This is a genomic window from Kitasatospora cineracea (genome assembly GCF_003751605.1).
GTDB lineage: Bacteria > Actinomycetota > Actinomycetes > Streptomycetales > Streptomycetaceae > Kitasatospora > Kitasatospora cineracea.
Genome location: NZ_RJVJ01000001.1, coordinates 3,359,260 through 3,380,296, shown reverse-complemented (window position 1 = coordinate 3,380,296; position 21,037 = coordinate 3,359,260). Strand labels below are relative to the sequence as shown.

Annotated in this window: 16 protein-coding genes; 1 reads left to right on the top strand and 15 read right to left on the bottom strand. The window is 72.9% G+C overall.

The window, feature by feature from the left end; translation table 11 throughout:
• The first annotated feature begins 377 nt into the window (after positions 1 to 377).
• Entirely contained in the window at positions 378 to 3,509 is a 3,132-nt protein-coding gene (gene ileS / locus EDD39_RS15395; RefSeq protein WP_123556482.1) for an isoleucine--tRNA ligase, read from the top strand.
• Positions 3,510 to 3,701: 192 nt separating this feature from the next.
• Here ileS and EDD39_RS15390 read toward each other — a convergent pair whose 3' ends face one another.
• The 15 genes from EDD39_RS15390 to ftsL all read right to left on the bottom strand — a co-directional run bounded on the left by EDD39_RS15390 (position 3,702) and on the right by ftsL (position 21,013).
• Complete coding sequence (locus tag EDD39_RS15390; protein WP_123556480.1) at positions 3,702 to 5,054, bottom strand: DivIVA domain-containing protein; 1,353 nt, start codon at positions 5,052 to 5,054, stop codon at positions 3,702 to 3,704.
• A 46-nt stretch (positions 5,055 to 5,100) separates the two neighbouring features.
• Positions 5,101 to 5,391: a YggT family protein gene (locus EDD39_RS15385; protein ID WP_030463138.1), complete on the bottom strand. Its 291-nt coding sequence runs from the start codon at positions 5,389 to 5,391 to the stop codon at positions 5,101 to 5,103.
• A gap of 76 nt (positions 5,392 to 5,467) precedes the next feature.
• Positions 5,468 to 6,091, bottom strand: coding sequence for a cell division protein SepF (locus EDD39_RS15380; protein ID WP_123556478.1), 624 nt, complete (start codon positions 6,089 to 6,091; stop codon positions 5,468 to 5,470).
• A 194-nt stretch (positions 6,092 to 6,285) separates the two neighbouring features.
• Positions 6,286 to 7,074, bottom strand: a complete 789-nt coding sequence (locus EDD39_RS15375; RefSeq protein WP_123556476.1) for a YggS family pyridoxal phosphate-dependent enzyme — start codon at positions 7,072 to 7,074, stop codon at positions 6,286 to 6,288.
• Positions 7,071 to 7,805, bottom strand: coding sequence for a peptidoglycan editing factor PgeF (gene pgeF, locus EDD39_RS15370; RefSeq protein ID WP_123556474.1), 735 nt, complete (start codon positions 7,803 to 7,805; stop codon positions 7,071 to 7,073). The genes EDD39_RS15375 and pgeF overlap by 4 nt, the downstream gene beginning before the upstream one ends.
• Positions 7,802 to 9,019, bottom strand: a complete 1,218-nt coding sequence (gene ftsZ, locus EDD39_RS15365) for a cell division protein FtsZ (protein WP_123556472.1) — start codon at positions 9,017 to 9,019, stop codon at positions 7,802 to 7,804. The genes pgeF and ftsZ overlap by 4 nt, the downstream gene beginning before the upstream one ends.
• 334 nt (positions 9,020 to 9,353) lie before the next feature.
• Complete coding sequence (locus tag EDD39_RS15360; RefSeq protein ID WP_123556470.1) at positions 9,354 to 10,127, bottom strand: cell division protein FtsQ/DivIB; 774 nt, start codon at positions 10,125 to 10,127, stop codon at positions 9,354 to 9,356.
• Positions 10,120 to 11,226: an undecaprenyldiphospho-muramoylpentapeptide beta-N-acetylglucosaminyltransferase gene (murG, locus tag EDD39_RS15355; RefSeq protein ID WP_030909181.1), complete on the bottom strand. Its 1,107-nt coding sequence runs from the start codon at positions 11,224 to 11,226 to the stop codon at positions 10,120 to 10,122. The genes EDD39_RS15360 and murG overlap by 8 nt, the downstream gene beginning before the upstream one ends.
• 6 nt (positions 11,227 to 11,232) lie before the next feature.
• Positions 11,233 to 12,600 carry a putative lipid II flippase FtsW gene (gene ftsW / locus EDD39_RS15350; RefSeq protein WP_123556468.1) on the bottom strand — a complete coding sequence of 456 codons (1,368 nt, stop codon included), beginning with the start codon at positions 12,598 to 12,600 and terminating at the stop codon, positions 11,233 to 11,235.
• Between the two features lie 109 nt (positions 12,601 to 12,709).
• Positions 12,710 to 14,140: a UDP-N-acetylmuramoyl-L-alanine--D-glutamate ligase gene (gene murD, locus EDD39_RS15345; protein ID WP_123556465.1), complete on the bottom strand. Its 1,431-nt coding sequence runs from the start codon at positions 14,138 to 14,140 to the stop codon at positions 12,710 to 12,712.
• A complete protein-coding gene (mraY, locus tag EDD39_RS15340; RefSeq protein ID WP_123556463.1) occupies positions 14,137 to 15,198 on the bottom strand; it encodes a phospho-N-acetylmuramoyl-pentapeptide-transferase in 1,062 nt (353 codons plus the stop codon). Before mraY ends, murD begins: the two co-directional genes overlap by 4 nt.
• Entirely contained in the window at positions 15,195 to 16,598 is a 1,404-nt protein-coding gene (locus EDD39_RS15335; protein WP_123556461.1) for a UDP-N-acetylmuramoyl-tripeptide--D-alanyl-D-alanine ligase, read from the bottom strand. The genes mraY and EDD39_RS15335 overlap by 4 nt, the downstream gene beginning before the upstream one ends.
• Complete coding sequence (locus EDD39_RS15330; RefSeq protein WP_425269686.1) at positions 16,595 to 18,262, bottom strand: UDP-N-acetylmuramoyl-L-alanyl-D-glutamate--2,6-diaminopimelate ligase; 1,668 nt, start codon at positions 18,260 to 18,262, stop codon at positions 16,595 to 16,597. The genes EDD39_RS15335 and EDD39_RS15330 overlap by 4 nt, the downstream gene beginning before the upstream one ends.
• Before the next feature lies 1 nt (position 18,263).
• On the bottom strand, positions 18,264 to 20,549 hold the full coding sequence (locus EDD39_RS15325) for a peptidoglycan D,D-transpeptidase FtsI family protein (protein ID WP_244256737.1): 2,286 nt from the start codon (positions 20,547 to 20,549) through the stop codon (positions 18,264 to 18,266).
• Positions 20,546 to 21,013: a cell division protein FtsL gene (ftsL, locus tag EDD39_RS15320; RefSeq protein WP_244256736.1), complete on the bottom strand. Its 468-nt coding sequence runs from the start codon at positions 21,011 to 21,013 to the stop codon at positions 20,546 to 20,548. Before ftsL ends, EDD39_RS15325 begins: the two co-directional genes overlap by 4 nt.
• Positions 21,014 to 21,037 lie beyond the last annotated feature (24 nt).

Below are 21,037 nucleotides of genomic sequence, written 5' to 3'. Positions count from 1 at the left end.
AGCCGCCGTCGGGCCGGCGCTGCACAAGTTGTGCCCAGATCGCCCCCGGCTAACCACCCGGCCCCGGCTCGCGGGTGCACAAAGCCGCTTGCGGGGGCCGATACACTGGGCCCTGCAAGGCGCAGATGGGACGAGTACCGACGTACGCAGCCAGGAGCGACCCGGGGGCGGTGTGAGCCCGGGGGTGTGCGCGGCGGGAAGATCACCCCGGAGCCGCCGGAAGAACGGCCCGGTCACGGGCCCGGTAGAACCGGCCGCAAACCCAAAGAGAGGGCCGCAGCGCGCGCGGTCAAGGAGGGTGGTACCGCGGGGCGGCTCGCCGTCTCGTCCCTCCGTCGGAGCCAGTCCACGCATCCGCCGGAGGTTGAACGCCCGCCATGCCCCCCGTCTACAACGCCGTCCCGAACACCGTCGACCTGCCCGCGCTCGAGCACGGGATCCTCTCCTTCTGGCAGGACAACGGGGTCTTCCAGCGCAGCCTGGAGCAGTCCGAGGGCCGCCCCGAGTGGGTGTTCTACGAGGGCCCGCCCACCGCCAACGGCATGCCGGGCGCGCACCACATCGAGGCCCGCGTCTTCAAGGACGTCTTCCCGCGCTTCCGCACCATGAAGGGCTACCACGTGGCCCGCAAGGCCGGCTGGGACTGCCACGGCCTGCCGGTCGAGCTCGCGGTGGAGAAGGAACTGGGCTTCTCCGGCAAGCCGGACATCGAGAAGTACGGCATCGCCGAGTTCAACGCCAAGTGCCGCGAGTCGGTGACCCGGCACACCGACGCGTTCGCCGAGCTGACCGAGCGGATGGGCTACTGGGTCGACCTCGACCAGGCCTACCGCACCATGGACCCGTCCTACATCGAGTCGGTCTGGTGGTCGCTGCAGCAGATCTTCGACAAGGGCCTGCTGGTCCAGGACCACCGGGTCGCCCCCTGGTGCCCGCGCTGCGGCACCGGCCTGTCCGACCACGAGCTGGCCCAGGGCTACGAGACCGTGGTCGACCCCTCGGTGTTCGTCCGCTTCCCGCTCACCTCCGGCCCGCTGGCCGGCACCGCCGCCCTGCTGGTGTGGACCACCACGCCCTGGACGCTGGTCTCCAACACCGCCGCCGCCGTGCACCCCGAGGTGACCTACGTGGTCGCCACCGACGGCACCGAGCGCCTGGTGGTCGCCGAACCGCTGCTGGCCAAGGCCCTCGGCGAGGGCTGGGAGGCCACCGGCGAGTCCTTCACCGGCGCCGAGATGGAGCGCTGGGCCTACCGGCGGCCGTTCGAGCTCGTCGAGATCCCGGACGCGCACTACGTGCTGACCGCCGACTACGTCACCACCGAGGACGGCACCGGCATCGTCCACCAGTCGCCCGCCTTCGGCGCCGACGACCTCGCCACCTGCCGCCGCTACGGCCTGCCCGTGGTCAACCCGGTGGAGACCGACGGCACCTTCGCGCCCGAGGTGCCGCTGGTCGGCGGGGTGTTCTTCAAGAAGGCCGACGAGACCCTGGTCGCCGACCTGCAGGCCCGCGGCCTGCTGTTCCGCCACCTCCCGTACGAGCACAGCTACCCGCACTGCTGGCGCTGCCACACCGCGCTGCTCTACTACGCGCAGCCGTCCTGGTACATCCGGACCACCGCCGTCAAGGACGCGATGATCCGCGAGAACGAGGCCACCAACTGGTACCCGGAGACGGTCAAGCACGGCCGCTTCGGCGACTGGCTGAACAACAACATCGACTGGGCGCTGTCCCGCAACCGCTACTGGGGCACCCCGCTGCCGATCTGGCGCTGCGCCGACGACCACCTGACCTGCGTCGGCTCGCTCGCCCAGCTCTCCGAGCTGACCGGCACCGACCAGTCCGGCCTGGACCCGCACCGCCCGTACATCGACGAGGTCACCTTCCCCTGCCCGCAGTGCTCCACCACCGCGGTCCGGGTGCCCGAGGTGATCGACGCCTGGTACGACTCGGGCTCGATGCCGTTCGCGCAGTACGGGTACCCGTACCGCAACAAGGAGTTGTTCGAGAAGCGCTACCCGGCGCAGTTCATCTCCGAGGCGATCGACCAGACCCGCGGCTGGTTCTACACGCTGATGGCCGTCGGCACGCTCGTCTTCGACAGGAACAGCTACGAGAACGTGGTCTGCCTGGGCCACATCCTGGCCGAGGACGGCCGCAAGATGTCCAAGCACCTGGGCAACATCCTGCAGCCGATCCCGCTGATGGACCAGCACGGCGCCGACGCCGTCCGCTGGTTCATGGCCGCCGGCGGCTCCCCCTGGTCGGCCCGCCGGGTCGGCCACGGCACGATCCAGGAGGTGGTCCGCAAGACCCTCCTCACCTACTGGAGCACCGTCTCCTTCCAGGCCGTGTACGCCCGGATCGCCGAGTGGGCCCCCTCCGCGAACGACCCGGCCCCGGCCGACCGCCCGGTGCTCGACCGCTGGGTGCTCTCCGAACTGCACACCCTGGTGCGCGAGGTGGACGCCGCCTACGAGGCGTACGACACCCAGCGGGCCGGCAAGCTGCTGTCCGGCTTCATCGACGACCTGTCCAACTGGTACGTCCGCCGCGGCCGCCGCCGCTTCTGGCGGGGCGACGCCGCCGCGCTGGCCACCCTGCACGAGGCGCTGGAGACCGTCACCCGGCTGATGGCCCCGCTCACCCCGTTCATCACCGAGCGGGTCTGGCAGGACCTGGTCGTCCCGGTCGTCCCGGACGCCCCGGTCTCCGTCCACCTGAGCAGCTGGCCGGTCGCCGACGAGAGCCTGGTCGACCCCGAACTGGCCAAGCAGGTGGCGCTGGTGCGCCGCCTGGTCGAGCTCGGCCGCGCCACCCGGGCCGGCAGCGGCGTCAAGAACCGCCAGCCGCTGCTGCGCGCGCTGATCGCCGCCCAGGGCTGGGAGGAGCTCCCCGCCGACCTGCGCGCCCAGATCTCCGAGGAGCTCAACGTCCTGGAGCTGGAGTCCCTCGCCGAGGTGGGCGGCTCGCTGGTCGACACCTCCGCCAAGGCCAACTTCCGCGCCCTCGGCAAGCGCTTCGGCAAGGGCGTCCAGGACGTCGCCAAGGCCGTCGCCGCCACCGACGCCGCCCGGCTCTCCGCCGAACTGCGCGCCACCGGCACCACCTCGGTCGAGCTGAACGGCGAAACGGTCGCGCTCTCCCCCGAGGAGGTGATCATCACCGAGACCCCGCGCGAGGGCTGGGCCGTCGCCAACGAGTCCGGCGCCACCGTCGCCCTCGACCTGACGATCACCCCCGAGCTCAAGCGCCTCGGCGTGGCCCGCGACGCGATCCGGCAGGTCCAGGAGGCCCGGAAGAACTCCGGCCTGGAGATCACCGACCGGATCCACCTCCAGCTCACCAGCGCCGACCGGGACACCCTGGCCGGCCTCACCGAGCACCAGTCCCTGATCGCCACCGAGGTCCTCGCCGAGACCCTCGGCCTGACCATCACCGACCCCGACGCCCCGCGCTTCGCCGACGAGGACCTCGCCCTGGAGTTCACCCTCCGCAAGGCGTGAGCGCACCGCGCGGTTCCCCGCGCCCCCGGCAGGAGCCGGCAAGCCCGGCAGCCGACAGCCGGGGGCGCGGGGAACCGCGCGCCCGGCCGGGCCGCAGGGGCCGCCCTCCCCGGACGGCACCCGCCGACGGCGAAGGGCGCCCCCAGCCTCCAACGGCCAAGGGCGCCCTTTCGGTTGCGCGCTGCGCTACTGCTAGTTGTCGCCGTCCTCGTCGATCAGGAAGCCGCGCATCGGAGCGGGCGCCTGCTGCATCGGCTGCGGGGGCTGCGGCCGCACGGCCGCCATCGGCTGGGTCATGCCCGCCGGCGCCATCGCCCCGTTGCCGCTGCTCGCCGAGGCACCGCCGAAGGACGGGGCGCCGGACGAGCCGCCGAAGGAGGAACCGCCGAAGGACTGGTTCCCGCCGAAGGACGGGGTGGAGCCGAAGGACGGCGCCGGGGAGGACATCGCGCTGGCACCGGCGGGCGCCATCGACGACGCGGCCGGCGGCAGCGACGCGGTGGCGGGGATCCGCGGCGGGGCGAGCGAGTCGTCCGCCTGCGACTCCAGCTGGCGCAGCTGGGTCTCCAGGTAGGACTTCAGCCGCGTGCGGTACTCGCGCTCGAAGGCGCGCAGGTCCTCGACCTTGCGCTCCAGGGTGGCGCGGGCGGACTCCAGCGAGCCCATCGCGACGCGGTGCTTCTCCTGGGCGTCCCGCTCCAGGGCGTCGGCCTTGGCACGGGCGTCCCGCTCCAGGCCCTCGGCGCGGCTGCGGGCCTCGCCGACGATCTTGTTGGCCTCGGAGCGGGCCTCGGAGATGGCCTGGTCCGCGGTCTGCTGGGCGAGCGCCAGGACGCGGGCGGCGCTGTCGCCACCGGGGTTCTGCTGCTGCTGCATCGGGTTGCCCATCGGGCCGCCCATCGGCTGCAGCTGCTGCCCGCCCATCGGCTGGAGCTGCTGCCCGCCCATGGTCTGGCCCATCTGCTGCTGCATCGGGTTGCCCATCGGCTGCAGCATCTGGCCGCCCATCGGCTGGACCAACTGCTGCTGGCCGCCCATGGTCTGGCCCATCTGCTGCTGCATCGGGTTGCCCATCGGGCCGCCCATGCCCTGCTGCTGACCGGCGGGCAGCTGCGGGGCGCCGGAGGGCAGGCCGAGCGGCTGGTTGCCCATGCCCTGGCCCATGCCCTGCTGGTTGCCCATGCCCTGCTGGTTGCCCATCCCCTGCTGGGGGCCGCCGAGCTGCTGCGGACCGCCGAGCTGCTGCGGACCGGGGCCCTGCTGGCCGGGCACCGGCGGGCCGGATATGGCGGCGGGGACGGGGGCGCCGGGGCGGCCGCCGTCCTGCGGAGCCTGCTGCTCCTTGCGCATGTTCGCCTGGTTCTGCGCGGCGGCACGCGTGGCGGCGGCCAGCTTGGCGCGCAGGTCCTCGTTCTCGCGCAGCAGGCGGGTCAGCTCGGCTTCGACCTCGTCGAGGAAGGCATCGACCTCGTCCTCGTCATAGCCTTCGCGCAGCCGGACGGTCGTGAACTGCTTGTTCCGAACGTCCTCGGGGGTCAATGGCATCTCTTCACCTCAACGTGATCGTCGGACCGGCATCCTGTCGCATCGTTCAGAACGACAGGCGCTGCACGAGCGAGATCAGGACATACACAATGATCATCAGTACGAAGAAGGACAGGTCGAGCGCCACGCCCCCGAGACGCAACGGCGGAATGAAACGCCGAAGAAGCTTGAGTGGCGGATCCGTGACAGTGTACGTGGCCTCCAGCACCACGACCATGGGCTTCCCGGGACGCCATGAACGGGCGAACTGGAACACCCAGTCCATGACGAGTCGGAAGAGCAGGATCAGCAGGAACACGGTCAGCACCCAGTAGAGCACCGAACCGAAGATCCCCATCGCGTCTCCCTCTCCCTGTCCGACGTACCGTCAGTGACGCTCTGTCAACAGACCCACACATGTAGTCGTGGTCGGGTCAGCTCTGGTTGAAGAACCCACCCTCGGCGATCCGAGCCTTGTCCTCCGCCGTTACATCGACGTTAGCAGGCGACAGCAGGAACACCTTCTGTGTCACGCGCTCGATACTGCCGTGCAGGCCGAAGACCAGTCCAGCGGCGAAGTCTACGAGCCGCTTGGCGTCCGTGTCGTCCATCTCGGTCAAATTCATGATCACGGGCGTCCCGCCGCGGAACTGTTCCCCGATGGTACGGGCCTCGTTGTAGGTCCTCGGGTGCAGCGTGGTGATGCGGTACGGCTCTCGTTCGTTGACGACCTTGGGCATGATCACCGGGGTGCTCTTCTCCAGGTTGCGGTGGCGCTCGGATGTGATGGACGACACGGGAGCCATCCGCGGCTGCTCCTGCCGGATCGGCACCGCGGCGGGCACCGGCTGGGGCGCGATGTGCGCCACGGGCGCCGGCTGCGGGGCGGGCGCGGCGGGAGCGGGGGCGGACGCGGCCCGGAGGTCCTCGGTCCGGCCGGTGCGGATCGGCTCCGGGTCCGCGTCGTAGTCGTCGTCGGGGTCGTACCCCTGGCTGTCGTAGGTCTCGTCCTCGACCAGACCGAGATAGACCGCCATCTTGCGCATCGCGCCGGCCATGCTGCTGTCTCCTCCGCTCATGCGCCCACCGTGTCGCCCTGCGGATGCCGCGGTTCCCCTACGATCTGTCAGGCCGACGGTCCGTCAGACCGCGGAGAGGCGCTCGGATGCGATCCACGGTTTACCTGCAGACTGATCATCTGCTAGGTTCTGTCCTATTTTGTCCTGCAGTCTGATCTACTTACTCGGTGACGTTACCCGAGCGGTGACCGCACTCCGAGTACCGCCGTACCGACGCGTACGTGTGTCGCCCCGGCGGCGATCGCCTGCTCCAAGTCCCCGCTCATCCCTGCCGAGACCATGGTTGCAGCCGGATGGGCCGCGCGTACGTCGCTTGCGATTTCCGCCAGCCGCGCGAAGGCGCGCGCCGGGTCGCCCGCCAGCGGGCCGGCGAGCGGGGCGACCGTCATCACGCCGTCGAGCCGCAGCCCGGGCGTGTCGGCGATCTTCTCCGCCAGCGCGAGCACCTCGGCCGGGGCGACGCCCGCGCGGTGCTCGCCCTCCCCCGCCTCCTTGTCCAGGGCCACCTGCACCAGGCAGCCCAGCGGCGAACGTTCGGCGGCGCGGACGGCGGCGGCCAGCGAGTCGACCAGCCGGGCCCGGTCCACCGAGTGCACGACGTCGGAGTAACGGACCACCGAGCGGGCCTTGTTGGTCTGCAGTTGGCCCACGAAGTGCCAGTCCAGCGGGAGTTGGCCGCACAGCTCGGCCTTGGGGGCGGCGTCCTGGTCGCGGTTCTCGGCGACGTCGGTGACGCCGAGCCCGGCGAGCAGCGCGGTGTCCTCGGCCGGGTAGGTCTTGGTCACCACGATCAGGGTGACCTCCGCGCGCGGGCGGCCCGCCGCGGCGCAGGCGTCGGCGATCCGGCGCTCGACCACGTCGAGGTTGGCGCCGAGCTGCTCGTAGCGGGCGCGCTGCCCCTCGGTGAGGGCGGCGGCGAAGTCCGGTCCGCCCGGGAACGGACCGTAGATGTCGTTCGTCATGAGTGTGAGGGCCCCAGCCAGACGTAGCTCGCGAGTCGGCCGGTCCGCTGCTCCCGGCGGTAGGAGTAGTGGTCCGGCGATTCGAGGGTGCAGACGGATGATCGGACCACATCCTGCACGCCCGCCGCGGCGAGCTGTGCGGCGGCCCCGGCGGGGACGTCCAGCGCGGGGGTGCCCCAGGAGGTCTCGGCGTACGCGGCCGGGACGAGCGCGGCGACCTCGGCGCGCATCGCCTCCGGCACCTCGTAGCAGCGGCCGCAGACCGCGGGGCCGATCGCGGCCAGCATCCGCTCGGGGCGGGCGCCCAGTTCGCGCATCGCGGCGACCACCGCGGGGACGACCCCGGCGGCCAGGCCCGGTCGGCCCGCGTGCGCCGCGCCGACCACGCCGGCGGCGGGGTCCGCCAGCAGCACCGGGGTGCAGTCGGCGGTGAGCACGGCCAGGGCCAGCGGGCGGTCGGTGACCACCGCGTCGACGGTCGGGGCGGTGCCCTCGGGCTGGCGCCCCGTCACCACCGCGACCTCGGCGCCGTGCACCTGGTTCATCCAGACCACATCGGCCGGATCCAGCCCCAGCTCCCCGGCCGCGAAGAAACGGTTCTGCTTGACGGATTCGGACGAATCGCCCACCGCACCGCCGAGGTTGAGCTCCCCGTACGGCGCGGTGCTCACCCCGCCCCACCGGGTGGTGGAGGCGAAGTGAGCACCGTGTCGGGAGAACGTATCGATCACTTGAGGAAGTCCGGCACGTCGAGCTCCTCCGCGGGGCTCTCGACGTACGGCTGCCGGACCGGCTGGACCTGCGGCGGCACCGGCGGGGCGGCGGCCGTCACCGGGGCCGGCGCCTCGGCGGTGCGCGACGGCTCCTCGGCGCGGGTGACCGAGCCGATCGAGCCGTAGGACGGGCGGGTGGCCGGGCGCTCCGGGGCCGGCGTGGACGAGGACGCCGCGGACGAGGAGGTCGACTTGACCACCGGCTCGCGGACGATGGCGGGCGGCTGCCCCCCGTCGAACCCGGCGGCGATCACGGTGACCCGGACCTCGTCGCCGAGCGCGTCGTCGATGACCGCGCCGAAGATGATGTTCGCCTCCGGGTGGGCGGCCTCGCTGACCAGCTGGGCGGCCTCGTTGATCTCGAACAGGCCGAGGTCGGAGCCGCCGGAGATGGAGAGCAGCACGCCGCGGGCGCCGTCGATGGACGCCTCCAGCAGCGGCGAGGAGATCGCCATCACGGCGGCGGCCTTGGCGCGGTCCTCGCCGCGGGCCGAGCCGATGCCCATCAGCGCCGAACCGGCGTCCGACATGACCGACTTCACGTCCGCGAAGTCCAGGTTGATCAGGCCGGGGGTGGTGATCAGGTCGGTGATGCCCTGCACGCCGGAGAGCAGCACCTGGTCGGCGGAGCGGAACGCGTCCAGCACCGAGACCTGGCGGTCGGAGATCGACAGCAGCCGGTCGTTGGGGATGACGATCAGGGTGTCCACCTGCTCGCGCAGGCTGGCGATGCCGTCCTCGGCCTGGTTGGCCCGGCGGCGGCCCTCGAAGGTGAACGGCCGGGTGACCACGCCGATGGTGAGGGCGCCGAGCGAGCGGGCGATGTTGGCCACCACCGGCGCGCCGCCGGTGCCGGTGCCGCCGCCCTCGCCGGCCGTCACGAAGACCATGTCGGCCCCCTTGAGGACCTCCTCGATCTCCTCGCGGTGGTCCTCGGCCGCCTTCCGGCCGACCTCGGGGTTGGCGCCGGCGCCGAGGCCGCGGGTGAGTTCGCGGCCGACGTCGAGCTTCACGTCGGCGTCGCTCATCAGCAGCGCCTGGGCATCGGTGTTGATCGCGATGAATTCGACGCCCTTGAGGCCGACCTCGATCATCCGGTTGATGGCGTTGACTCCGCCGCCGCCGATGCCGACGACCTTGATGACCGCGAGGTAGTTCTGGGGTGCTGCCACGTCGGGGCCTCTCGCCTCGAATTTCCGGGTCGGCTCCCCTGGATTGTGAAGGCCGACGGATGTCGATGGGTGGGAAGCACGTGGTTCCAACCCGAACCCTAAACTTGAGGTTGAGGGTTATGGCTGTGCCCGTGTCACCTCGGTGTCGAGCACAGCTCGTTGACACAGGACAGTAGGTCGCAACCGGCGCGCGTTTCAACGAACACGCCGAGCTTCCCTTTTTCTTTTGAGCCTATGTGATCATCGACCCCACGGTGAAACCGGGGTGACCACCAAGGGTCGGACCGGAGCCGTGGCTCCGTCAATACCGCCCCCGGCAACAGAACTTACCGGATCAGCCGGACACCGCCGGGGCATCCGGCGCACTCACGTCGTAATTCGACGCCTTCCGACCGAGCAGGGCGGTCAGCACCTTCGCCTTCCGACCGGTGTCCTGCGCGCTGCCCCAGCGCACCGTCGCGCCGGAGGCCAGCTTCAGCCGGATGTCGTCGTAGGAGTGGACCGTGAGCGAACCGGCCTGCTGCGCCACCTCCGGCGGCAGGCCGGCCGCCACCGTGATCGCCGCGCGGACCAGGGCCGGGCGGTCGATCACGGACAGCGCGTCCTGCGCGGGCCCGCTCAGGTCGAGCGCCACCACCGGGACGCCGGCGGGGGGTTGCGGCTCGGTGGCGAACTCCACACCGTCCGCGTCGACCTGGACGAAGCCGCCGCCCTCGTGCTGGATCGCCGCCACCGGGCGGCGCTCGGTGACCTTCACCCGCAGGGTGTGCGGCCAGCCGCGCCAGACCTCGGCCCGAGCCACCCGGGGCACCTTCGCCACCTCGGCCCGGGCCTCGTCCAGGTCGACCCGGGCCAGCGGGCCGCGGGCGGTGCCGCCGAGCGCCCGCTCGACGTCCTGCTGGGTCAGCCGGCCCGAGTCCAGGCCCTGGACGGCCACCCCCCGGACGTCCAGGGCGGAGGAGAAGAACACCGTCCAGCCGAGCGCCCCCGCCACCAGCGCGCCCAGCGCGGCCAGCACCGCGACGCCCCGGCGGGACAGGCGGAGCCGGGGCGGGCGGGCGGGGCCGCCCTCCTCCCCCAGCTCCTCCTCGTACTCCTCGTCAGCCACGGCGGCGGCCGCCGCGGGCGGCCTCGATCGCCTCGTACACCATCTGCACCAGCAGGTCGTCGGCGTCCCGGCGGCCGAACTCGGCGGCCGCGCGCGACATCTCCCACAGCCGGGCCGGATCGGTCAGCACCGGAAGCACGTTCTTCAGCACCCAGTCCGGGGTCAGCTCGGCGTCGTCGACCAGCAGGCCGCCGCCCGCCTTCACCATCGGCTGGGCGTTCAGCCGCTGCTCGCCGTTGCCGATCGGCAGCGGCACGAACGCGGCCGGCAGGCCCACCGCGGCCAGCTCGGCCACCGTCATCGCGCCGGCCCGGCAGAGCATCATGTCGGCCGCCGCGTAGGCCAGGTCCATCCGGTCCAGGTACGGCAGCGCCCGGTACGGCGGCATGCCGGGGATGTCGTCGATGGTCGGCAGCTCGTTCTTCGGGCCGACCGCGTGCAGGATCTGCACGCCGTACTGCTGGAGCCGGGGCGCGATCGCCTGCACCGTCTCGTTCAGCCGGCGGGCGCCCTGCGAGCCGCCGGAGACCAGCAGGGTGGGCAGCCGCTGGTCGAGGCCGAAGTGGTGCCGGGCCTCCGGGCGGACGGTGCCGCGGTCCAGGGTGGCGATGGTGCGGCGCAGCGGGATGCCGATGTAGCGGGAGTCGCGCAGCTTGGAGTCCGGGGTGGAGACCGCGACGAAGTCGCTGTAGCGGGCGCCGATCTTGTTGGCCAGGCCGGGGCGGGCGTTGGCCTCGTGCACCACGATCGGCACGCCGGCCCGCTTGGCCGCCAGGTAGGCGGGCATCGCCACGTAGCCGCCGAAGCCGACCACCGCGTCCGCGTTGACCCGCTCGATCACCTCCTGGGCGGCGCGCACGGTGCCGCGCAGCCGGCCCGGGACGGTGATCAGTTCCGGGGTGGGCTTGCGGGGCAGCGGCACGGCCGGGATCAGCGCCAGCTCGTAGCCGCGCTCGGGGACCAGCCGGGTCTCCAGGCCGCGCTCGGTGCCGAGGGCGGTGATCCCGACGGACGGGTCGTGCCTGCGCAGCGCGTCCGCGAGCGCCATGGCCGGCTCGATGTGACCGGCGGTCCCGCCGCCGGCGAGTACGACATGCACCGAAATTCACCGCTCCCTGCGCGGCGGCCGGGGGGCCTTGCGCGCTGTGGTTTTCCTACCTGGCAGCACCCGGTCCAGGACGGGCCCGAACCGGGAGTTGGCCCCTTTTCGCCATCTGCGGGGCCGGGCAGCCAGCGCTGCCTTCGCCGCCGGGGAACTGCGTGCGAAGCACAGCAGCAGCCCGACGGCGCACATGGCCGACAGCATCGCGGAACCGCCGTACGAGAACAGCGGCAGCGGGACGCCCGCGATGGGCAGGAGTCCCAGCGCCGACCCCAGGTTGACCACGGCCTGAGCCATGATCCACGTGGTGGCGGCGCCCGCCGCGTACCGCACGAACGGGTCCGTGGTGCCGAGGGCCACTCGGATACCCGCGTAGCCTAGTGCCGCGAAGAGGCCGAGCACCGACAGCGTCCCCACCAGGCCGAGCTCCTCGCCGGTCGCGGCGAAGATGAAGTCGGTGTGGGCCTCCGGGAGTTGCCCCCACTTCTCCACCCCGGCGCCCAGTCCGGATCCGAACGGCCCGCCCGCGGCCAGGGCGTACAGGCCGTGCAGGGCCTGGAAGCAGTCCATCGAGGGGTCGGGCTTGGTGACGCCGACGCAGGAGAGCCGGCCCAGCCGGTGCGGCACCGTGATGATCAGCGCGGTGCAGGCGACCACCGCGATGCCCAGGGTCGCGGCGAACAGCCGCAGCGGGGCGCCGACCATCCAGAGCAGGCCGAACAGGATGGCGATCAGCACCATGGTGGTGCCCATGTCGCCGCCGATCATGATCAGCATCATCAGCACGACGGTGCCGGGCACCAGCGGGACCAGCAGGTGCTTCCACTGGTCCAGCATGTGGGTGCGCTGCTTGCGGGCCAGCAGGTCGGCCGCCCACAGCAGCAGGGCGAGCTTGGCGAACTCGGACGGCTGGATCTGGAAGAAGCCCAGGCTGATCCAGTTCCGGTTGCCGTTGATCCGCACGCCGACGCCGGGGATGGCCACCAGCACCAGCGCGCCCACCACGCCGAACAGCAGCGGGTAGACGGCGGCCCGCAGCACCCGGACCGGGGCCCGGGTCAGCGCCACGGCGATCGCCCCGCCGAGCAGCAGGGCGATCAGCTGCTTGCGGAAGAAGAACGTCATCGGCAGGCCGTACTCGACCACCACGCTCTGCGAGGCGGAGAACACCATCACCAGGCCCAGCACGACCAGCAGCAGCGCGGCGCCCAGGATCAGGTAGTACGGCGTCAGCGGGCGGGCCATCAGGTAGCCGAACCGCTCCCGGGCGGCCCGGAAGCGGGCGATCGGGCCGGCCGACTTGAAGGTGGTGGTGGTCGCCGAGATCAGCTGGAGGCCCTGGGGCGGCTCCTTCTCCCTGGTCGGCACCACGGGCTCCTCACGGTTCGGGTCACGGACGGGAACGCGCCGGGGGTCCTCCGACGGCGAGGCCGCGCCCGGGCGGTGAGCCGCCGGCGGGCGCGACCTCGTGGTGCGTGGCTCAGGGCTGCAGGGCCCGGACGGCGGCGGCGAACAGGTCGCCGCGCTCACCGTAGTTGGTGAACATGTCCATCGAGGCGCAGGCGGGCGCCAGCAGGACGGTGTCGCCCTTCTCGGCGGCGGCGGCCGCGGCCGCGACGACCGCGGCCATCGCTCCGGCGCCAGTCTGGCCCGGTGCGGGCTCGAAGACCGGGACCTGCGGGGCGTGTCGCTCCAGCGCCTCGCGGATCAGCTGCCGGTCCTGGCCGATCAGCACGGCGGCCCGCAGCCGGGGTGCGGCGTCGGCGACCAGCTCGTCGAAGGCGGCGCCCTTGGCCAGGCCGCCGGCGATCCACACCACCGGCCGGTACGCGGCCAGCGAGGCGGCGGCGGCGTGGGTGTTGGTGGCCTTGGAGTCGTCGACGTAGGTGACGCCGTCGAGTTCGGCGACGTGCGCGATCCGGTGCGCGTCGGGGGTGAAGGCGCGCAGCCCGTCCCGGACGGCCTTGGCGTCGACGCCGTAGGCGCGGGCCAGCGCGGCGGCGGCCAGCGCGTTGGTGATGTTGTGCGGGGCCGGCGGGTTCACGTCGGCGACGGCGCCGAGTTCGGCGGCCGCGTTGGCCCGGTCGGCGACGAAGGCCCGGTCGACCAGCAGGCCGTCGACCACGCCGAGGTTGGAGACGGCGGGGGCGTCGAGGCCGAAGCCGACGGCCCGGCAGCCCTCCTCGACGTCGGCCTCGCGGACCAGCGCCTCGGTGGCCGGGTCGGTCAGGTTGTAGACGCAGGCGACCTGGTTGCCCTCGTAGATCCGGCCCTTGTCGGCGGCGTACGCCTCCATCGAGCCGTGCCAGTCGAGGTGGTCGGGCGCGAGGTTGAGGACCGCGCCGGAGTGCACCCGCAGCGAGGGCGCCCAGTGCAGCTGGTAGCTGGAGAGTTCGACGGCCAGCACGTCGTACGGCTCCTCGGCGAGCACGGCGTCCAGCACCGAGACGCCGACGTTGCCGACCGCGGCGGTGCGCTTGCCCGCGGCGGTGAGGATCGAGGCGAGCATCTGGACGGTGGTGGTCTTGCCGTTGGTGCCGGTGACGGCCAGCCAGGGGGCCGGTTCGCCGGTGGCGGGGTGCGGGGTGCGCAGCCGCCAGGCGAGTTCGACGTCGCCCCAGACCGGGACGCCGGCCGCGTCGGCGGCGGCGAACAGCGGGCTGTCGGGGGCCCAGCCGGGCGAGGTGACGACCAGGGCGGTGCCCTCGGGCAGGGTGGCGCCGTCGCCGAGGCGGACGCTGACGCCCTGTCCGGTGAGGGCGGCGGCCTTGGCCGCGAGGCCCGGGCCGTCACCGCCGTCCACCACGGTGACGTGCGCGCCGAGTCCGTGCAGGACGCGGGCGGCACTGATCCCGGAGAGGCCGAGTCCCGCCACGACGACCGGCAGTCCGGCCCACTCCGGGTTGTTCATCCGGTCACCCATCCCGCGTAGAAGAGTCCGAGTCCGACGGCGACGCACAGGCCCTGGATGATCCAGAACCGGACCACGATCAGGACTTCGCTCCAGCCCTTGAGCTCGAAGTGGTGCTGGAGCGGCGCCATCTTGAAAACGCGCTTGCCGGTCATCCGGAACGAGCCGACCTGGATGATCACCGAAAGGGTGATGATCACGAACAGGCCGCCGAGGATGGCGAGCAGCAGCTCGGTGCGGGAGACGATGGCCAGGCCGGCCAGCGCGCCGCCGAGGGCCAGCGAGCCGGTGTCGCCCATGAAGATCTTCGCGGGCGAGGTGTTCCACCACAGGAAGCCGAAGCAGGAGCCCATCAGGGCGGCGGCGACCACGGCGAGGTCCAGCGGGTCGCGGACGTCGTAGCAGGAGGCGGTGGCCTTGATCGCGTAGGCGCAGTTCTGGCCGTGCTCCCACAGGCCGATGAAGGTGTAGGCGCCGAACACCATCACCGAGGCGCCGGTGGCCAGGCCGTCCAGGCCGTCGGTGAGGTTCACGCCGTTCGACATCGCGGCGATCATGAAGTAGGCCCAGATGACGAACAGCACCGGGCCGATCGACCAGTTGAAGTCCTGGACGAAGGAGAGCTTCTGGGAGGCCGGGGTCAGGTTGCGGCTGTCGCTGAACTGCATGGCCAGGATGGCGAAGGCCAGGGCGACGAAGGACTGGCCGAGCAGCTTCGCCTTGGCCCGCAGGCCCAGCGAGCGGCGCTTGACCACCTTGATGTAGTCGTCCAGGAAGCCGACCAGGCCGAGGCCCGTGGTCAGGAACAGCACCAACAGGCCGGAGGCGGTGGGCATCTCGCCCGTTATCGCCTTGGTCCCGAAGTAGGCGATCAGCGTCGCCAGGATGAAGGCGATGCCGCCCATGGTGGGCGTGCCGCGCTTGCTGTGGTGCGCCTTGGGGCCGTCGTCCCGGATGTACTGGCCGTAGCCGTGCTTGGCGAGCAGCTTGATCAGGGCGGGGGTGCCGAGCAGGGTCAGCACCAGGCCGATCATGCCGGAGAAGAGGATCTGCTTCACTTCGCGGCACCGTCCGCGAGCAGCGCCTCGGCGACCCTCTCCAGCCCCACCGAACGGGAGGCCTTCACCAGGACCACGTCCCCCGGCCGGACCTGACTGCGCAGCAGCTCGATCGCCGCGTCCGCGTCGGACACCAGCACCGACTCCTCACCCCACGAACCTTCGTTCCTCGCGCCCAGTTCCATCCGGGCCGCCTCGCGTCCGCCGACCGCCACCAGCTTGGTGATGTCCAGCCGCACCGCGAGCCTTCCGATGGTGTCGTGCTCGTCGAGGCTGTCCTCGCCGAGCTCCCGCATCTCACCGAGCACCGCCCAGGTGCGGCGGCGCTCCGGGCCGGTGCCCGCCATCGTCGCCAGGGTCCGCAGCGCGGCCCGCACGGACTCCGGGTTCGCGTTGTAGGCGTCGTTGACGACGGTGAGGCCATCGGCCCGGTCGACCACCTCCATGCGCCAGCGGGACAGCGCACCCGCCTCGCTGAGTGCTTCGGCGACGCGGTCGACGGGCATCCCGAGCTCCACCGCCACCGCGGCGGCGGCGAGGGCGTTCGAGACGTGGTGCTCACCGTACAGGCGCAGCTGCACGGGTGCGGAACCGGCCGGGGTGCTGAGCGTGAACTGCGGCCTCCCGGTGGCGTCCAGGCGAACACCGGTGGCCCGGACGTGGGCGTCCGGGGACTCGCCGAACAGCACCACCCGGGCCCTGGTGCGGCTGCTCATCGCGCGCACCAGCGGGTCGTCGGCGTTGAGGACGGCGACGCCCTCGGGCGCGAGGGCCTCCACCATCTCGCCCTTGGCCTCGGCGATGCCCTCGCGGGAGCCGAACTCGCCGAGGTGGGCGGTGCCGATGTTGAGGACGAGTCCGACGGTGGGCGGGGTGATGCCGGTCAGGTACTCGATGTCGCCCTTGTGCCGGGCGCCCATCTCCATCACCAGGTGACGGGTCGTCGGGGCGATCCGCAGCGCGGTCAGCGGGTGGCCGATCTCGTTGTTGTGCGAACCGGCCGGGAAGACCGTCTCGCCGTGCTTGGACAGCAGTTGGCCGATCAGGTCCTTGGTGGAGGTCTTGCCGGCCGAGCCGGTCAGACCGACGATCCGCACGTCGGCGGAGCGGGCCACCACGGCGCGGGCCAGCCGGCCGAGCGCGACCACCACGTCGTCCACCAGGATCGCGGGCACGCCGACCGGCCGGGTGGCGAGCACCGCGACCGCGCCGTCGGCGACGGCCTTCGCCGCGAACTCGTGCCCGTCGACGCGCTCGCCGAGCACGCAGACGAACAGCCCGCCGGGCTCGATCTGCCGGTTGTCGGTGACCACCGCGCCGGTGATCGACGCCTGCGGGTCCGCGCTGTCGAGGGTGCCGCCAACGGCCTGCGCCGCCTCGGCCAGGGTCAGAGCAATCACCGGTCAACCTCTCCCTTGTTCGCCCGCTCGGTGGCGTTGAGCTGCTCGATCGCGTTCCGCAGGACCTGCCGGTCGTCGAACGGGCGGACCTCGCCCTTCACGTACTGGCCCAGTTCGTGGCCCTTGCCCGCCACCAGCACGGTGTCGCCGGCGTGGGCCCGGGCGACGGCCAGGGCGATCGCCTCGCCCCGGTCCGGGACGGCGAGCACCTCGCCGCGCTCCTGCTCGGGCACCTCGGCGGCGCCGGCCAGCATGGTGGCCAGGATCGCGAGCGCGTCCTCGGAGCGCGGGTTGTCGCTGGTGAGGACGGCGGTGTCGGCGAGCCGGGCGGCGATGGCGCCCATCGGCCCGCGCTTGTACGGGTCGCGGTCGCCGCCGCAGCCGACCACGACGTGCAGCCGGCCCTTGGTGACCTCGCGCAGCGAGGCGAGGACGGCGCTGAGCGCGTCCGGCTTGTGTGCGTAGTCGACCACGGCGACGTAGTCCTGCCCGGCCTCGACCTTCTCCAGCCGGCCGGGCACCCCGGCCACCCCGGCGACGCCCGCCACCGCGGCGTCCAGGTCGACGCCGGCGGTGACCAGCGCGGTGATCGCGCCCAGCGCGTTGGCGACGTTGAACGGGCCGGGCAGCGGCACCGAGGCGTCGGCCTGCTCGCCGTCCGGGCCGAGCACCCGGAACGTCGAGCCGGACGGGCCGAGCCGGACGTCGGCGGCGCGCCAGTCGGCGGCCGGGTCGCCGGCCGCGGAGAAGGTGGTCATCGGGATCCGGGCCTCGGCGGCCAGCCGACGGCCGTAGGAGTCGTCCCGGTTGGCGACGCCCCGGCGGGACTTGCCCTCCTCGAACAGCCGGGCCTTGGCCCGGTAGTAGTCCTCCATGTCGGGGTGGAAGTCGAGGTGTTCGGGCGTCAGGTTGTTGAACAGCGCGACGTCGTAGACCACGCCGTCGGTGCGGCCGTACACCAGCGCGTGGCTGGAGACCTCCATCACCACCGCGTCGGCCCCAGCCTCGCGCATCACGCCGAGCACGGCGTGCAGTTCGGTGGCCTCGGGGGTGGTGCGCTCGGACTTGATCCGCTCCTCGCCGACCCGCATCTCGACGGTGCCGATCACGCCGGGCAGCCGCCCGGCCCCCCGCAGGCCGCCCTCGACCAGGTAGGAGGTGGTGGTCTTGCCGTTGGTGCCGGTCAGGCCGATCATCAGCATGCTCGCGCTGGGCGTGCCGTACACCGCGGCGGCCAGCGGGCCCATCGCCTCGCGCGGGCTGTCCACCACCAGCAGCGGGACGCCGGCGTCGGCGGCCAGTTCGGCCCCGGCGGCGTCGGTGAGCACCGCGACCGCGCCGGACGCGACCGCGCCGGCGGCGAACGCCGCGCCGTGGTGGTTGGCCCCGGGGAAGGCCACGTACACGTCGCCGGGGCGCACCGCCCGGGAGTCGTGGGTGACGCCGGTGACGGCGGGCCCCTCCAGGGGGTCCAGGCCGAGCAGCCGGGCCGCCTCGGCGAGGGGCAGCGCCGCGGTGCGGCCGGGTCGGGGCGGGATCGCGGAGGTTTGATCGGGTTTCGGCACGGCCGGAAGGCTATCGGCCCCGCGCCCCCCGGGGCCAAACCGGGCCTGCTCCGTGACGCTGCTCACACGGCGCGGTCCGCGCCCTGGGGTGTCGCTCATCTCAGGGTTTCCAGTCGACGGGCAGGTTCGGCGCCTCGCTGCCGCTCGGCGGGACCTGGAGGGACTTGAGGGTGAACTCCATCACCTGCTTGAAGACGGGCCCGCACAGCTGCCCGCCGAAGTGCCCGTTGACCGGGTTCTGGATGACGCAGGAGACCGTCACCCGGGGCTGGTCGGCGGGCGCGAAGCCGATGAAGGAGGCGGTGTACCCGGAGTACTTGCCGGTCTTCGGGTCCACCCGGTTGGCGGTGCCGGTCTTGCCCGCCACCCGGTAGCCGGGGATCTTCGCGGTGTTGCCGGTGCCCTGCTCGTCGGTGACGACGGACTCCAGCATCTCGGTCAGCGTCCTGGCGGTCTGCTCGGACACCACCCGGTTCTGCGCCCCGGCCGGCGCCGGGGCGAACTTCCCGTCCGGACCGGTGGTCCCGGCCAGCAGGCTCGGGGCGACCCGCACGCCGCCGTTGGCGATGGTGGAGAACACCGAGGTGGCCTGCAGGGCGTTCACCGACAGGCCCTGGCCGAACGGGATGGTGTACTGCTGCGAGCCGTTCCAGTCCTCGGGCTTGGCCAGGATGCCGCGGGTCTCGCCGGGGAAGCCCAGGCCGCTGGGCTTGCCGATGCCGAACCGGTCCAGGTAGTCGGCCAGCACCTTGTTGGACTCGGCCTGGGTGGCGCCCAGGTGCTCGGCGGCCTCGATGGTGCCGATGTTGGAGGACTTGGCGAGCACGCCCGCCAGGGTCAGGTACCAGGTCTCGTGGTCGACGTCGTCGTGGAACACCCGGTCGGCCCGCTGCAGCGTGTTGGGCACCTCGACGTGGGTGTCCCAGTTCGCCTTGCCGGTGTCCAGCACCGCCGCCATGGTCATCAGCTTCGCGGTCGAGCCGGGCTCGTAGGCGTCCTGCAGGGCGGCGTTGCCGAGCTGGTCGGCGCGGGCCGAGGACAGGTCGTTCGGGTCGAAGCCGGGCGAGGTGGCCATCGCCAGCACCTGTCCGGTCTTCACGTCCTGGACGATCACGTAGCCCTTCTCCGCCCCGGCGTTGGCCACCTGGTCGGTGATGGCCCGCTGGGCGGCCCACTGGATGTCCGGGTCGACGGTCAGCCGCAGGTCGGTGCCGGGCACCGGGTCCTGCCGGGCGCCGCCCGCGGTGGCGACCCGGCGGCCGCCCGACGCGGCGTACGTGGAGTGGCCGTCCTGCCCGGCCAGCTGCTGCTGGTACTGGAGTTCCAGGCCGCCGGTGCCGGTGCCCTCGGCGTTGACGAAGCCGACCAGGTTGGAGCCCAGGCCGCCCGCCGGGTAGCTGCGCCGGGTCGACTGGTCCCAGAACAGCCCGGCCAGCGGGTTCACGCAGGCCGCGTCGAGGAACTGCCGGCCGCCCTTGTCGACGGGCTTCTTGAGCAGCTGGACCTGGGCGCGGCAGGCCGCGGTGTCGGTCTGCTTGGTGAGCGCGGTCTTCAGGTCGGCGATCTGGTTCTTGGCCGCCGGGGACTGCCGGGCCATCAGCAGCGCGTACTGGCTCTTCGGGTTCTTGCTGTTCGGGTGCAGCTTCTCGGCCAGCTTCTCCTTCGGCTGCCCGAGGATCGGCGCGAGCAGCGCCGCGGCCTGCTCCGGGGCGTCCGGGAGGTGGGCGAACTCCGGGGTGAACATGGTCGGGTCGGCGGTGATGTCGTACGCGTCGACCGAGGTGGCCAGCACGGTGCCGTCCGCGGCGGTGATCGAGCCGCGCTCGGCGGGCAGCGCCACCCGCACGTACTTGTTGGCGCCCGCGGCGGCCGCCAGCGCGTCGGAGTCCAGCAGTTGCAACTGCACCAGCCGGCCCGCGAAGAGGGCGAACACCAGCAGCAGACAGACCGTCACCAGCCGCAGTCGGCGCCGCGGATCGGCCAGCTTGATGCTGCGGGGCCCGGACGGGGCCGGGCGGCGCGGCGCCGGGCGGCGGGCCGGGCGGGCGCTCGGGCGGCGCGGCGGGGCGACCTCGCGGTGCCCGGCGGCGGCGCGCGGCCGGACCGGACGGGCGGGGGCGCCGTCGGCGGTGCGGCGCGGCTCGGCGACCCGGCGGCGCGGCGGCTGCTCAGCGGAACGGCCCGAACCGGCGCGCCCCGCCCCGGAACGGCCCGCGGCGGAGCGCCCCGCGGCGGAACCCGAACCGGCGCGCCCCGCAGCGGGCTTGGCCGGCTTGTCGGCCCCGGACCGGCCGCCGGAACGGCCCGCACCCGAGCCCGAGCCGGAGCCCGATCCGCCGGAGGCGGTGCGGCGCGGCCGGGGCGCGTCCCCGGGCGGGCGGCTCACCGCTGCGCCCCGGCGGACGGGCTGCCGGACGCGGGCGGGGCGGCGGAGGCGGGCGGGGCGGGCGCGAGGTCGATGCCGGGGTCGCCGGGGCTCGCGCTCGCCCCGGGCGAGGCGGCGGCGGCCGGGTCGGAGGGCGCGGCGGTGCTGGGGCGCGGCACCGGCGGCTTGTCCTCGGCGGGCTTGGCGGTGCCGGTGACGGTGCCGTCGGGGTTGAGGAAGGCCGGGTCGCCGCCGGCCACCATGCCGAGTTCGCGGGCGCGCCGCTCCAGCGCGTCGGGCGCGGACTGCTCGGCGATCTGCTGCTGCAGGGTCTGCTGCTGGTCGGTGCCCTCGGTGGTCTGCTTCTTGAGCCGGGAGAGGGTGAACGATCCTTCGTTCAGGGCGGTGTTGAGCATCAGCAGCCCGAGCAGCCCCGCCGACAGCAGGGTGACCACCAGCACCGCGAAGGGGGTGCGCCCCCGCATCGAGCGCGCCCCGGGCCGGACGGT

What these genes read in the sequence shown, in the direction of transcription:
- ileS (WP_123556482.1), top strand. Translation starts at nt 378, where the DNA reads ATGCCCCCCGTCTACAACGCCGTCCCGAACACCGTCGACCTGCCCGCG.
- EDD39_RS15385 (WP_030463138.1), bottom strand. Translation starts at nt 5,391, where the DNA reads ATGGGGATCTTCGGTTCGGTGCTCTACTGGGTGCTGACCGTGTTCCTG.
- EDD39_RS15330 (WP_425269686.1), bottom strand. Translation starts at nt 18,262, where the DNA reads ATGAGCGACACCCCAGGGCGCGGACCGCGCCGTGTGAGCAGCGTCACG.
- EDD39_RS15390 (WP_123556480.1), bottom strand. Translation starts at nt 5,054, where the DNA reads ATGCCATTGACCCCCGAGGACGTTCGGAACAAGCAGTTCACGACCGTC.
- ftsL (WP_244256736.1), bottom strand. Translation starts at nt 21,013, where the DNA reads ATGCGGGGGCGCACCCCCTTCGCGGTGCTGGTGGTCACCCTGCTGTCG.
- EDD39_RS15375 (WP_123556476.1), bottom strand. Translation starts at nt 7,074, where the DNA reads ATGACGAACGACATCTACGGTCCGTTCCCGGGCGGACCGGACTTCGCC.
- EDD39_RS15380 (WP_123556478.1), bottom strand. Translation starts at nt 6,091, where the DNA reads ATGGCCGGCGCGATGCGCAAGATGGCGGTCTATCTCGGTCTGGTCGAG.
- murD (WP_123556465.1), bottom strand. Translation starts at nt 14,140, where the DNA reads ATGAACAACCCGGAGTGGGCCGGACTGCCGGTCGTCGTGGCGGGACTC.